This is a genomic window from Rhodomicrobium vannielii ATCC 17100, from assembly GCF_000166055.1.
GTDB classification, from domain to species: Bacteria; Pseudomonadota; Alphaproteobacteria; order Rhizobiales; family Rhodomicrobiaceae; genus Rhodomicrobium; species Rhodomicrobium vannielii.
Genome location: NC_014664.1, coordinates 905,458 through 918,983 on the forward strand (window position 1 = coordinate 905,458; position 13,526 = coordinate 918,983).

The following is a 13,526-nucleotide window of genomic DNA, read 5'->3' on the forward strand; positions in this document are numbered from 1 at the left end:
AAAACACGCTCGACAGCTCTAACGCGGCGGCCCGAGGCCGCACCCGACATGGCAGGCGAAATCGATACATTGGACAAGAAGGCGGCGGGAAAGCCCACGGCGCTCGACAGGCTTGCAGGCGGCGACGGCGCGATCCGCGCCTCGGGTGTGCCGGAAGGCTACGACGCGTTCCTGATCGCGGCCATCGCGCGCCGCCTCCCGGCCGACACGGCTTTCCAGCAGGCGGTGCTGCACGTCGCGCGAGACGACCAGCGCCTCGCCGAGCTCAAGAGCCAGCTCGAATTCTTCGCACCAGGCGCGGACGTGCTCTCGTTTCCGGCGTGGGACTGCGTGCCCTATGACCGCGTTTCCCCCGACAGCGACATCGAGGCCCGGCGCATCGCAACACTCGCTCGCCTCGCCCACGCTAAGGGCGGCAAGCCTGCGATCATCGTGCTCACCACGGTCAACGCCGCGCTTCAGCGCGTTCCGCCGCTCGCCGCGATGAAAAAATCGGCCGCACGGCTCGCGGCGGGTGGGCGTGTCTCGATGGAGCAGGTGATTGTGCGGCTCGAAGGCTCGGGCTTCATGCGCACCGGCACCGTGATGGAGCCCGGCGAATACGCCGTGCGCGGCGGCATCCTCGACCTCTACGTGCCGGGGCACGCGCGGCCCGCGCGTCTCGACTTCTTCGGCGACACGCTGGAGACGATCCGCACCTTCGATCCCGTCACGCAACGCACGCAGGCCACGCGCGATGGCGTCACGCTGCTTCCCATCAGCGAAATTCCTTCCGGCGATGCTGCGGTGAAGATGTTCCGCCAGCGCTATGTCGAGTTGTTCGGGCCGGGCAAGGGCGACGACGCGCTCTACGAGGCCGTCTCGGCGGGCACGCGCTATCCCGGCGTTGAGCACTGGCTGCCGCTGTTTTATGACGGCATGGACTCGCTGTTCGATTATCTGCCGAACGCGGTCGTGACGCTCGATCATCTGGCCGATGACGCAGCCGCGCGCCGCCTCGAAACCATCGCCGACCATTATGAAGCTCGCCGCGAGGGGTTGGAGCAGCGCTCCTTTGGCGCGCCGCCTTACAAGCCGCTGAAGCCGGAGGCGCTCTATCTCGCGGCGGAAGAATGGGACGCGAAGCTCGGTGAGCGCAAGGTGCGCCGCTTTGAGCCCTTCCCGCAGCCGGATGCGAAGGCGGTCGTGCAGATCGATTTCAAGGGCAAGCAGGGGCGCAGCTTCGCCCTCGAACGCTCCGAATCCTCCGACAAGCTTATCCCCGCCGTCGCCGATCACATCCGCGTCATGCAGAGCCTCGGCAAGCGCGCCGTCATCGCCTGCTGGACGAATGGCGCGCGCGAACGCCTCGGCAACATGCTCTCGACGCACATTTCGCGCATCGAGAAGGTGGCGAACATCGCGGAGGTGCGAAAGGCCGACAAGAGCGCGGTCAGCTTCGCGCTGCTCGGCATCGAGTCGGGCTACGAGACGCCGGACCTCGCGATCATCGCCGAACAGGACATCCTCGGCGACCGCCTCATTCGCCGCCGCAAGGCCAAGAAAGCGAGCGATGTGCTGGTCGAGGCGTCGAGCCTCACGCCGGGCGACCTCATGGTGCACGCCGATCACGGCATCGGTCGGTTCATCGGGCTGAAGACCATCGACGCGGCGGGCGCGCCGCATGACTGCGTCGAACTCGAATATGCGGGCGGCGACAAGCTGTTCCTGCCTATCGAGAATATGGAACTGCTCACGCGCTACGGCTCGGACGAGGGCACGGCCCAGCTCGACAAGCTCGGCGGCGCATCATGGCAGGGCCGCAAGGCGAAGCTCAAGAAGCGCATCCGCGCGATGGCGGAAGAACTGATCAAGGTGGCGGCGCTGCGCGAGATGAAGCCCGCGCCCGTGCTTCAGGTTTCGGACGGCGCCTATAATGAGTTCGTCACGCGCTTTCCCTACGAGGAAACCGACGACCAACTCGCCAGCATCGAGGCGGTGGCGGACGATCTCGCGAAGGGCCGCCCGATGGATCGGCTCGTGTGCGGCGATGTCGGCTTCGGCAAGACCGAAGTGGCGCTCCGCGCGGCCTTCATCGCGGTGATGGAGGGCAAGCAGGTGGCAGTTGTGGTGCCGACGACGCTGCTCGCGCGCCAGCATTATCAAACTTTCGTCAATCGTTTCCAGGGCTTCCCGGTCAAGGTCGCGCAGGCTTCTCGGCTCGTCACGCCGAAGGAAATGACGCTGACGCGCGAAGGGCTGAAGGCGGGCCAGGTCGACATCGTGGTCGGCACGCATGCGCTGCTCGCGAAATCCATCGGCTTCAAGGATCTCGGTCTCCTCATCGTCGACGAGGAGCAGCATTTCGGCGTGGCGCACAAGGAGCGGCTGAAGAACCTGCGCGAGGAAGTGCACGTGCTGACGCTCACCGCGACGCCGATCCCGCGCACGCTGCAACTTGCGCTGACGGGCGTGCGCGAGATGTCGGTGATCGCGACGCCGCCGGTGGACCGGCTCGCGGTGCGCACCTTCATCACGCCGTTCGATCCCGTCACGCTGCGTGAGGCGCTGCTACGCGAGCGTTATCGCGGCGGCCAGAGCTTTTATGTCGTGCCGCGCATTTCCGATCTCGACGAGGTGGCCACGTTCCTGCGCGAACAGGTGCCGGAAATCCGCTTCATGCAGGCGCACGGGCAGATGGCCCCGACGCAGCTTGAAGACATCATGTCGGCCTTTTACGACAAGGAGTTCGACGTGCTGCTGTCCACCACCATCGTGGAATCCGGCCTCGACATTCCGAACGCGAATACGCTGATCGTGCATCGCGCCGACATGTTCGGTCTCGCCCAGCTTTACCAGCTTCGCGGGCGCGTCGGCCGCTCCAAGACGCGCGCCTATGCCATGTTCACCATTCCGCCGAACGGCAAGATCACGCCGCAGGCCGAGAAGCGGCTCAAGGTGCTGCACTCGCTCGACAGCCTTGGCGCGGGCTTTACGCTGGCGAGCCACGACCTCGACCTGCGCGGCGCGGGCAATCTGCTCGGCGATGAGCAGTCCGGCCACATCAAGGAGGTCGGCTACGAGCTTTACCAGTCGATGCTGGAAGAGGCGGTCGCCGCGCTGAAGGCCAATGGCGGCGAGGAGCGCGAGGAGGAGGAGCAGTGGTCGCCGACGATCAATGTCGGCCTGCCGGTGCTGATTCCCGAAGTTTACGTACCCGATCTTCAGGTGCGGCTGGGGCTTTATCGCCGGCTCTCGGGACTGCATGAGAGTGCCGACCTCGAAAACTTCGCGGCCGAGCTTGCGGACCGTTTCGGCCCGCCGCCGGACGAAGTGAAGCACCTTCTCACCGTGGTGCAGATCAAGAATTACTGCCGCAAGGCTGGCATCGCGCAGGTAGACGCCGGGCCGAAGGGTGCGGTGATCACCTTCCGCAACAAGAAGTTCGCCAACCCCCAGGGGCTTGTGAAATTCATGTACGAGCACGGCGTGCAGGTGAAGCTCCAGATCGATCAGAAGCTCGTCTACAAGGAAGAGTGGGACGACGGGGTGGAGCGGCTACGCGGCGCGCGCGCGCTTGTGCGGGAGCTTGCGGCCATCGCAAAGGGCGAGGCCGAAAGCACATCGGGCACGGCGGGCGAGGGGAAAGCCATCCACGAGATGCGCCTTGCGCTGCCGAAGAAGCCCGCGACACCGCCGACGCATGCGAAGCATCAGCAAAGGCCCGGCGCGGGCGCGGCGCAGTTCCGGCACGCGGCAGCGGGGAAGGGCGCACAGCCGAAGCCGCCGTCGAAGGGCGGAAAGCAGCGCTACACTTAGTGTTCTGGCGCAGATTTGCCCACGTTGCCGCACGCGTACCAGCAACCTATTCGCCTCGAACTGCGCCAATTGTTTCCAGTGTAGTTTCAAGTTTACATTTGATGGCGCTGCCACCCGCGGGTGCAAATCAAAATGTAAAATTCAACTCAAGGGAGTTGAATTGATCGGATCAGATCAATCTGATCGGGCGTGCCGCCAACGGCCATCTCGATGCGCCCCCGGAGGTTCCCCGCCGTGTCGCCGACGCCATTTTGCTCAATCGAATTGCGATGCAATCTGATCGAGACGGGCTCTACGCCGCTGTGACGTGACGCTACGCTATAAGTCTGTGTTGTTGATCAGCTTCCCCGATCAAGTCGGTTTCGATTCACGCAGGCTGATCTATGCTGCGACCTTCTCTCTTGCGGGTTCGACTGAGCGCGGCCCTGATCGCCTTTTGCGCGGGCATTTCAAAATGCCGATGCGTGTAGAGAGCCGCTAGAACGATGGCGACGATAAACGCGAGCATGAACCAGGCGCTTGTCGTCATCGAGCGATCCAGCATGCCCCAATCGAACGCAGTCAGTAGAGCGATCTGCACCGGCACATGCAGCAGATAGACGGGATAGGAGATGTCGCCGAGGCGCTTAAGCCATTCCGCCCGGTGGCTCAGCAGAAGATCGAGGCAAACGAAAACCGTAACGGCGCTGGCCGCGAAGGTCCATAGCACGACCGTCTTGTTATCGCTCATCCTTGCCGCAAAGATCGCCAGAACCGCGAGGGCGGCGACCAGCACCGGCGCGACGATCACGCGCCGCCGCATGCCCCGCCATTCCGCCACAGTATAAAGCGATGCGCCGGCGAAGAAGCACACAGCGCACTCTATAGCCACGTGCTTGAAGCCGAGGCCATAGAGCCCGACGAAAGAGAGAGCCGCGAGAAAGCGCAAGAACCGCCGCCGCGTGAGAAACGGGATCAGCGCAAAGAACACGGCATAGATGAGGACTTCCACGGATACCGACCAGATCGGCCCGTTGAAAGACCAATCGCCCCGTTGAAACCAGTTGCTCGCCATGAACAGATGCAACAGGAAATGCTGGGCGTCGTTGTTCTCGTATATCTGGAAGTGCCCCGTCGACCGAATGCTGATCGCCTGAAGGGCGGCGACGGCCAGCAGCGTCGCGAAGTGTAGCGGATAGAGCCGCGCGAAGCGCCGGAGGAAGAAGTCGGCCGCCGTCATCTTTGGCGCGCGCAAGTAGATATGGGCGAATACGAACCCCGATATGATCCAGAAGATCTGAACGCCGATCCACCCGTAGTTGTAGAACGGGTAAGCGATCGAATACAGAGGGAGCCCGTGGATCACGTCCGCCGACGGCATCTCGCCCGCTTTCGGCATGAAGAAATGCTGATAATGGAAAACGAGCACGGAGAGCGCTGCCAGGCCACGTAGCCCATCCACGAAAGCGAAGTGATGCGTCGGTGAAAATGCGGGCCGCATTGAGGCGCCTTCTCGCTGATGTCTCGCGTGAAGGTTGCAGAACGCCAACCGCAATCCAAGATTGCGTGTACCCTATTTCAACAACTATATGGCGGTAGACCGCCGTTTTGCACAGGCGTCGCTGTTTCCTCCTGCCTCGCCCTCAAAAAAAAGCGCTCCGCTGATTCGAAGCGCCGAAAGGTATGCGCCGCGGCGGCCGGTTCGACCGCCACGGGAATGACTTGCAAGGCTACTGGATCTGCTCGTAGTTCTTCTTGCCCCAGCGGTAGAACACATAGGACGGAAGGTTCGGGTCGCCCTTCGCGTCGAACTTGAACTTGCCGAGCGCGGTGTCGAACTCAAGATCCTTCATCGCGACCACGACCTTGTCGCCTTCGATCGAGCCCGCCTTTTCGGCGGCCTGCGCCCAAGTCTGGATCGCCGCATAAGTGTAGACGACATAGCCTTCCGGGTTGATGCCCTTCTTTTCGAGCGCTTCCACAACTTCCTTGGCGGCCGGGTTCTTGCGCGGATCGGGCGAGAAGGTCATCATCGTGCCTTCCACGTCGTCGCCCGCGATCGAGCCGAGTTCAGTCGAGACGAGCGCATCGCCGCCGACGAGGATCGTCTTCATGCCCTGCGCGCGCATCTGGCGGATGATCAGCCCCCCCTCGGTGTGGTAGCCGCCGAGATAAACGACGTCGACGCCGTTTTGCTTCAGCTTGGTGACCACGGCGGTGTAGTCCTTCTCGCCGGGCGTGATTGCCTCGTAGAAGACTTCCTGCTTGCCGGCTGCGTTCAGCGCCTTCTTGGTTTCGTCGGCGAGGCCCTGTCCGTAAGCCGTCTTGTCATGCAGGATCGCGATCTTCTTGTCGGCGAATTCCTTTGCGAGATAGGCACCCGCGACGCCGCCCTGCTGGTCGTCACGACCGCACATGCGATAGGTGAAATCGCCTGGGCGCTCGTCGGTCAGCTTCGGGTTGGTTGAGCCGGGCGAGATCTGCACGATGCCCTGTTCATTATAGACGCTCGAAGCGGGGATCGATGAACTCGAACAGAAGTGGCCCGCTACGAACGCCACGCCGGAGGACGAGAGTTGCTCCGCCACCGCACGCGCCTGCTTCGGGTCGCACTGGTCGTCGCCCATTTCGAGCTTGAGCTGCTTGCCGAGAACGCCGCCCTTCGCGTTGATGTCGGCAACGGCTGCCTCGCCGCCCGCCTTGAACTGGGCGCCGAAGGTCGCTTCCTTGCCGGTCATCGGCCCGGCGATCGCGATCGAGATGTCGTCGGCCCAAGCCGGAGCGGCTGCTCCTAGACCGAGAAGCGTTAAACCTGCCAGAATTGCTCGCATTATGTCGTCCTCTCCAAGTGCTTTTTACTTATCGACTGCGGATGCGGAAGATCAGTCACGACGGGATTGCGGCGGGCTCTTGGCGTCGCGCAACGGTCGCCATGTCAGCGGGCTCGTTTCCACAGCGAGCCATCCATATTGCCGAAGCATTTGCACGGTGCGTTGCCGGGAAAACCCGATTGCCGCGAAAACGAGCAGTACAACTGCATCGACGAGATAGTAATGCAGCGATAGTAGCGAGCCTTGCGACTGACGCCAGCTTTCAAGCGTCGCACCCGCGAACAGTCCCCAATGCAGAAAGCGCACCGCCGCCGACAGCAGCATCACCTGAAGGAACGCCTGCCAGAACGGGTTCCAGCTGCGCGCCGCCGCCCGCCCGATCATGAAGGCCGCGCCGCCGCCCGCGAACACAGTCACGAACAGGAACGCCCAAGGCGATGTTTCCCAGATCACGCCCATGAAGCGGCCCCCGGAGTTTGCAGGCGGTATTCCGGCGATCCGTCAAGCATGAACGCCCCCTTCGAGATAGGCGGCCTTGATGTCGTCGCGCGCGAGAAGCTCGGCGGCGGGCCCCGACATCGTGATCTGGCCGTTGACCATCACATAGCCGCGATGGGCGAGCTTCAGCGCGTGGAAGGCGTTCTGCTCGACGAGGAACACGGTAAGACCCTGCCTGCGGTTCAGGTCGCGGATGACCGAAAAGATTTGCCGCACGATGAGCGGCGCGAGACCGAGCGACGGCTCATCCAGAAGGAGGAGTTTCGGTCGCCCCATGAGAGCGCGGCCAATCGCGAGCATCTGCTGTTCGCCGCCGGAAAGCGTGCCGCCGCGCTGGCCTTGTCTGCGTTCGAGCACGGGAAACAGGCCGAAGACGGTCGCGAGATCTTCCTTGATCGAGGCATCGTCGCCGGGGCCGAGCAGCGCACCCATGAGCAGGTTTTCGTAAACCGTCATGCGCGGGAAGATGCGGCGACCCTCCGGCGACTGCGCGATGGACAGGCGCATGATCTCGTGCGTCGGCATGGCGGTGATGTCGCGGCCGTCGAACACGATGCGGCCGGAGCGCGCGCGTGGATCGCCGCAGACGGTGTTCATGAGCGTCGTCTTGCCCGCGCCGTTCGAGCCGATCATCGTGACGATCTCGCCCTCGAACACGTCGATGTCCACGCCTTTCAGCGCGCGGATTGCGCCATAATAGGTCTCGACGCCGCGAACGGTGAGAAGCGGCTTCATGATTCCACCTCCGCGCCAACGCCTTCCACTTCATCGTCGGGCACGCCGAGATAGGCAGCGATCACGCGCGGATCGGCGCGGATTTCGTCAGGCGTGCCCTCGGCGATCTTCTTGCCGTAGTCGAGCACGGCGATGCGGTCGGAAATCTGCATGACGACGCCCATGTCGTGCTCGATGAGAAGGATGGACAGCGCATGCTCCTCGCGAATCTTGAGAAGCAGCGCGTTCAACTCGTGGCTTTCGCGCGGGTTGAGGCCGGCGGCCGGCTCATCGAGGCACAGGAGCACGGGATCGGTGCACATGGCGCGAGCAATTTCGAGCCGCCGTTGCGCGCCATAGGGGAGGTCGCCCGCCGGGTCGTCGGCGCGATCGACGAGACCGATCTCGCGGAGCCAGTACGCCGCCTTGTCGATGGCTGCGGCTTCGGCGCGCTTGAAACTCGCAAGGCCGAGCAACCCGCCGATGGTGTAACCCGAAGCGGCGTTCAACACCGTGTGTTGGGCGACAAGGAGGTTTTCGAGCAGCGTCATGCCCGCGAACAGGCGGATGTTCTGGAAGGTGCGCGCAACGCGGGCGAGCCGCGCGATTTCAAAGCCCGGCATGCGTTCGAGGAGGAAGACCGCGCCCGCGCCGTTCGCCTTCGTCCACTGCTTGCCCCGGAACGTCGCTGCGGGAAGCGCTTCGAACGCCGCTTCCGAACCGTGAGCGAGTGCGATGCGCCCCTCGGTCGGCTTGTAGAACCCGGTGACGCAGTTGAAGAAGGTGGTCTTGCCAGCGCCGTTCGGGCCGATGATGGCGGTGATATCGCCACGCCTGGCGGTGAAGGACAGCTTGTCGACGGCGACAAGGCCGCCGAAGCGCATGGTGAGATTCTCCACGCGCAGGAGATCGTCGCGAGTTGCGTCGCTTGCGCCGTCTGCCATCAGCCGCGCCCTTCCTTGACGAAGCTGCCCGATATGTTTTTCCTCGCATTGAGGAAGGCCGACGGCGTGCGCCCGGACATGAGCCCGCGCGGTCGCCAGATCATGACGAGCACCATGGAAAGGCCGAAAATCAGCATGCGGAAATCTTCGAGGTCGCGGAAGCGCTCGGCGCTACCGATGAGGATCACGGCCGCGATCACGACGCCGAGTTGCGAGCCGAGGCCGCCCAGCACAACGATGGCGAGCACAAGCGCCGACTCCATGAAGGTGAAGGACTCGGGGCTTATGAAGCCCTGACGCGCGGCGAAGAACGAGCCCGCGAAGCCACCGAACATGGCGCCGATGGCGAACGCGGTGAGCTTGGTCGTCACCGTGTTGATGCCGACCGACCGGCAGGCGATTTCGTCCTCGCGCAGCGCTTCCCAGGCCCGACCGATGGGAAGGCGGCGCAGACGCAATGTGATGAAGTTGGTGAGGAGCGCCAGCGCGAGGATGACATAATAGAGGAACAACATGCGGTGCAGCGGGTCGAACTTCAGCCCGAACACGCTCGCGAATGTGCCGTCGCCGGTGCGCTCGAAGGGCAGGCCGAAGAAGGTGAGCTTCGGAATCTTGTTGATGCCGTTCGGTCCGCCCGTCAGGCTCTGCCAGTTCAACAGCACGATACGAACGATCTCGCCGAAGGCCATCGTCACGATGGCGAGGTAGTCTCCGCGCAGGCGCAGCACAGGAAAGCCTAGCGTGATGCCCCACAGCGCCGCAAAAAATCCCGCGAGCGGCAGGCAGACCCAGAACGACCAGCCGAACTGCGTCGAAATCAGTGCGTAGGTGTATGCGCCGACCGCGTAGAACGCGACATAGCCGAGGTCGAGCAGCCCCGCGAGGCCGACGACGATATTCAGCCCCCAGCCGAGCATCACGTAAATCAGGATTTGCGTCGCCGTGTCGATGGCGTAGCGCTGCGATGGCCCCGCCGTGAGCATCGGCAGCGCGAGCGCGATCAGAAGCAGCGCGATGGGAAATTCGCGCCCGAAATCGGCCGTGAAGCGCCTGAGGATGCCATGCCCGACCGCTTCATCCGGCGTTTGCCCTATGACGAGGCGCGCCGCCCGCACGATGCTCATGGCCGCAATAACAAGGAAAGTGCTTTCGCATGCGAAGGTGATGAGGTCGGTTATTGCGCCGAGGGCAGGGTGGCCAGATCCCGCTCCCGCCACCAGCGAGGCGCGGAAGCCCGGAATGCTGTAGAGCGCCAGGCCGAACGTCACGCCGACCGCGCCCGCGACCTTCAAAACCGGCAGCGCCGACGGGATCAACGAAGCGAATGTGCGCCCATCCGTCAGGCGCCGCCAGATGAAGACGTCCAGCAGAAGGCGGCCCACGGCGACGGCGGTGGCAAGCGCCAGCGCCTTGCCGAATTGCGGAATGAGAACCAGCACGCCGTTCACGGTGTCGGTGCGCAGCCCCACGATGGAGCCGAACAGCAACAGCGCGATGACGAACGTGATGCCAGCGTCTTTCAGGACGTCGGCGGTGATGTGGCCCCGGGGAAGAGTTCGGGTGACGGGCGACGTTTCGGGCTGAAGCGTGTCCGTCATCGCCTAGACCTTCTCCACTTCGGGGCGGCCGAGAAGGCCCGATGGCATGAAAATGAGCACGATGGCGAGGATGGAGAAGGCAGCGACATCCTTGTATTGTGCGGTGAAGTAGCCCGCCCAGAACACTTCGATGAGGCCGATGAGGAGGCCGCCCAGCATCGCGCCCGGCAGCGAACCGATCCCGCCAAGCACGGCGGCCGTGAATGCCTTGATGCCCGCTACGAAGCCCACAAAGAAGTCGATCACGCCGTAATAGGCGAGGAACATCAGCCCCGCGACGGCGGCGAGCGCCGCGCCGATCACGAAGGTGAGCGAGATCGTGCGATCCACGTTCACGCCGCAGAGCGCCGCCATCTTGCGGTCCTGCTCGCAGGCGCGCTGCGCGCGCCCGAGCGACGTGCTGTTGATGAGGTACGAGAAGGCCGCCATCACCACCACCGTCGTCACGATGATGAGGATCTGCATGTAGGACAGGCTTACCGCGAAGCCATTGCCCTCGGACAGGGTGAAGCCACCCCGGATGACGGGCGGCAGCGGCTTCGAGCGCGCGCCCTGCGTCAGCGCCACGAAGGTTTGAAGCGCGATCGACATGCCGATGGCCGTGATGAGCGGCGCGAGGCGGAAGGAGTTGCGCAAGGGACGATAGGCGAGGCGCTCTATGGCCCAGCCCCAAAGCCCGGTTAGCGCCATGGCGATGACGAGCGCCAGAAGCAGCGCGAGCGGCACCGCCGTAACGCCGAGCGCGAACAGCGACAGGACGGCGATGAGCGCAATGAACGCGCCGATCATGAACACTTCGCCATGCGCGAAGTTGATCATGCCGACGATGCCATACACCATCGTATAGCCGATCGCTATGAGCCCGTAGATCGAGCCCAGCGTCAGACCGTTGATTAATTGTTGGGCGAAATAATCCATCGAGAGTTCCGCTCAGGTGCGGCCGGTTTTGTAAACCGACACGAACCCACAATGTAGTCTATTCCGGGGGGCTGCGACAACAATTACCGGCGGTGGGTCAGGGGCCAATACGCAGGATTCGTGCCGCATGGAACCGAACCGCTTGTCAGGCGCGGCTATCGAGAGCCTCCGCCGCCCTTCCGCGCCGCGTCGAACCCGGCGAGGCGGGCCTCTCGACGTCGAGAATGTCGAGGATTGCCCGCGCCCTCGCATTGCTGAGCGAGTAAAGGACGTGATGGCCTTGCCGTTCGGCCGCGACGATGCCATCGAGGCGCAGCCGCGCGAGATGCTGCGAGGCAAGGCTTTGCCGCAAACTCAGGCGCTCGCAAAGATCCATCACCGTATGCGGGGCCTGATCGAGAAGGCGCAGGATCTGAAGCCGGTGCGGATTGGCCAGGGCGCGCAACATGTTGGCAGCCTGCACCGGGCCGCGCCCCGCCGCGACATCCGTCTTCGGTCCGCCTGTCCTGTCGAGTTTTCCCATGTCCGCGCCCCGTAAATCCTTAACTTTGTCCGTTCTGAAACTTTCTCATTGGATGATACGGGGTTTCGAACATCGCCGGTTTCAGATGTTTGCCAGAACGGTTCAAATAAACGAGAGGCATATTCAGGCGCCCAAATCCTCGTCGAAAGCGCCGGGCACGTTGAAGCTTCGCTGCACGATTTGCGAAGGGCGCCCATGGAGGTGCCTTTCAAAGCCGTCATCGAGCGCGCGGGCGTAGACCGCAAGCGATGTATCCACTGCGTCAAGCGTCCGCGCGATATCGTTTGCGGTGTGCGAGTAGCAGACGGCGAGCGAAGGACAGATAATGCCGCCCCGAACCATCTCTTGCAGGAAAAGCGACCGGTATCCTTGCGAGGGTTTGCGGTCCCGGTCGAGCGTGGCGAAGACGAGGCAGCTATCGCGGCCAACGACGGAGACATAATCGCCGAGCCCGTGACGGCGGATCGCCTGTTCGAAGCCATCGCGGAGCGAAGCGCCAAGCCGGTGCAGCGTTTCGATGACCGGTTGTTGCTTGTAGGTCTCGATGGTGGCGATGGCTGCCGCGAGCGGCCCGGTCTCCCCTCCGTGGGTCGTGGAAAGCAGGAAGACGCGCGGCTTGTCGTAGTGGTGAAAGCCGCCGAGCCGCATAAATTCGTGTTTGCCGCATAGCGCCGACACGGAAAAGCCGTTGCCCAGCGCCTTGCCGAAAGTGCTCAGGTCGGGCTCAATGTCGTAATGCGCCTGCGCGCCGCCATTCGCCCACCTGAATCCCGTGATCATTTCATCGAGGACGAACAGCGCGCCATTGCGATGGCAGAGTTCCTTCAGCCGATGGAGGAAGTCGTCCTTCGGATCGGCGCCGCGCGACGGTTCGAGGATGATAGCGGCGATCTTGCCGGGATAGCGGTCGAAAAGCGCCGCCGCGCCGTCGATGTCGTCATAGCGGAACGTCAGCGTCAGGTCTTTCGTCGCCTGCGGCACGCCCGCGCCCATCAGCGTCGTGCCCATGAACCAGTCATCCACCGAAAAGAACGGGTGATCCGAGCAACAGGCGACGTAATCGCGCCCGGTGTAGGCCCGCGCAAGCTTCATCGCGCCGGAGGTGGCGTCTGAGCCGTCCTTGCAGAACTTCACCATGTCCGCGCCGATGAGGCTCAGGAACTGCTCGGCGCACTCGACCTCGATCGGGCTCGGCCGCGTGAAGTTGCAGCCCTTCGCGATCTCTTTCTGCACCGCTTCCACAACGGCGGGAAAGGCATGTCCGAGCGTGACGGCCCGATTGCCCATCCCATATTCGATGAACTCATTGCCATCGACGTCCCACACATGAGCACCGCGACCACGCGCGATGAAGCCGGGCGCAAGGACAGGATACTGATCGAGGCCCTTCGCGTAGGTGTGGCATCCTGCGGGGATGAGTTGCAGAGCTCTCGTCTGGAGCGCCTTCGATCTGGAGAAAGACTGAGCCGTCATATCCTGCCTCTTCCGCTGGCATCTGGTGCTAAAGAAAGTTGGTGTATCAATATAAATTAAAATTCTGCGGACATATTAACGATACCGCTTTCATTGCAGAGGTTAACTATAAGAATGCCGTTGATGAGATCCGCGCATAGTCACTGGAACGCAATGGAATGAGTGAGTGTGATATGCAAATGGTTTTATTTTATTTGGTTAAATGCCTTATCGCATATCCGTTGACTTGCAGTCGCTTGTGATTGTGCCT

The 13,526-nt window shown here is 63.0% G+C and carries 10 protein-coding genes; 1 reads left to right on the forward strand and 9 read right to left on the reverse strand.

All coding sequences use genetic code 11. The features are described from left to right. Positions 1-48 precede the first annotated feature (48 nt). On the forward strand, positions 49-3,798 hold the full coding sequence (mfd, locus tag RVAN_RS04085) for a transcription-repair coupling factor (RefSeq protein ID WP_013418497.1): 3,750 nt from the start codon (positions 49-51) through the stop codon (positions 3,796-3,798). A gap of 367 nt (positions 3,799-4,165) precedes the next feature. On the opposite strand, the gene RVAN_RS04090 is transcribed toward mfd, so the two are convergent. The 9 genes from RVAN_RS04090 to RVAN_RS04130 form a co-directional block, all read right to left on the reverse strand. Further along, entirely contained in the window at positions 4,166-5,278 is a 1,113-nt protein-coding gene (locus tag RVAN_RS04090) for an acyltransferase family protein (RefSeq protein ID WP_013418498.1), read from the reverse strand. Positions 5,279-5,507: 229 nt separating this feature from the next. Next, the gene (locus RVAN_RS04095; protein ID WP_013418499.1) at positions 5,508-6,608 is read right to left on the reverse strand and encodes a branched-chain amino acid ABC transporter substrate-binding protein; all 1,101 of its coding nucleotides are present in this window, start codon (positions 6,606-6,608) and stop codon (positions 5,508-5,510) included. Positions 6,609-6,659: 51 nt separating this feature from the next. Then, positions 6,660-7,067: a DUF6867 family protein gene (locus RVAN_RS04100; protein WP_013418500.1), complete on the reverse strand. Its 408-nt coding sequence runs from the start codon at positions 7,065-7,067 to the stop codon at positions 6,660-6,662. 42 nt (positions 7,068-7,109) lie between these two features. Beyond that, positions 7,110-7,841, reverse strand: a complete 732-nt coding sequence (locus tag RVAN_RS04105) for an ABC transporter ATP-binding protein (RefSeq protein WP_013418501.1) — start codon at positions 7,839-7,841, stop codon at positions 7,110-7,112. After that, positions 7,838-8,764 carry an ABC transporter ATP-binding protein gene (locus tag RVAN_RS04110; RefSeq protein ID WP_013418502.1) on the reverse strand — a complete coding sequence of 309 codons (927 nt, stop codon included), beginning with the start codon at positions 8,762-8,764 and terminating at the stop codon, positions 7,838-7,840. The genes RVAN_RS04105 and RVAN_RS04110 overlap by 4 nt, the downstream gene beginning before the upstream one ends. Continuing rightward, positions 8,764-10,362 (reverse strand): high-affinity branched-chain amino acid ABC transporter permease LivM, encoded by a 1,599-nt coding sequence (gene livM / locus RVAN_RS19490; RefSeq protein ID WP_013418503.1) that lies wholly within the window; start codon positions 10,360-10,362, stop codon positions 8,764-8,766. The genes RVAN_RS04110 and livM overlap by 1 nt, the downstream gene beginning before the upstream one ends. Before the next feature lie 3 nt (positions 10,363-10,365). Further along, the gene (locus tag RVAN_RS04120) at positions 10,366-11,280 is read right to left on the reverse strand and encodes an ABC transporter permease subunit (RefSeq protein ID WP_013418504.1); all 915 of its coding nucleotides are present in this window, start codon (positions 11,278-11,280) and stop codon (positions 10,366-10,368) included. Between the two features lie 145 nt (positions 11,281-11,425). Next, positions 11,426-11,803, reverse strand: a complete 378-nt coding sequence (locus RVAN_RS04125; RefSeq protein ID WP_013418505.1) for an ArsR/SmtB family transcription factor — start codon at positions 11,801-11,803, stop codon at positions 11,426-11,428. A 123-nt stretch (positions 11,804-11,926) separates the two neighbouring features. Further along, positions 11,927-13,276 (reverse strand): glutamate-1-semialdehyde 2,1-aminomutase, encoded by a 1,350-nt coding sequence (locus RVAN_RS04130; protein ID WP_013418506.1) that lies wholly within the window; start codon positions 13,274-13,276, stop codon positions 11,927-11,929. Positions 13,277-13,526: the final 250 nt, after the last annotated feature.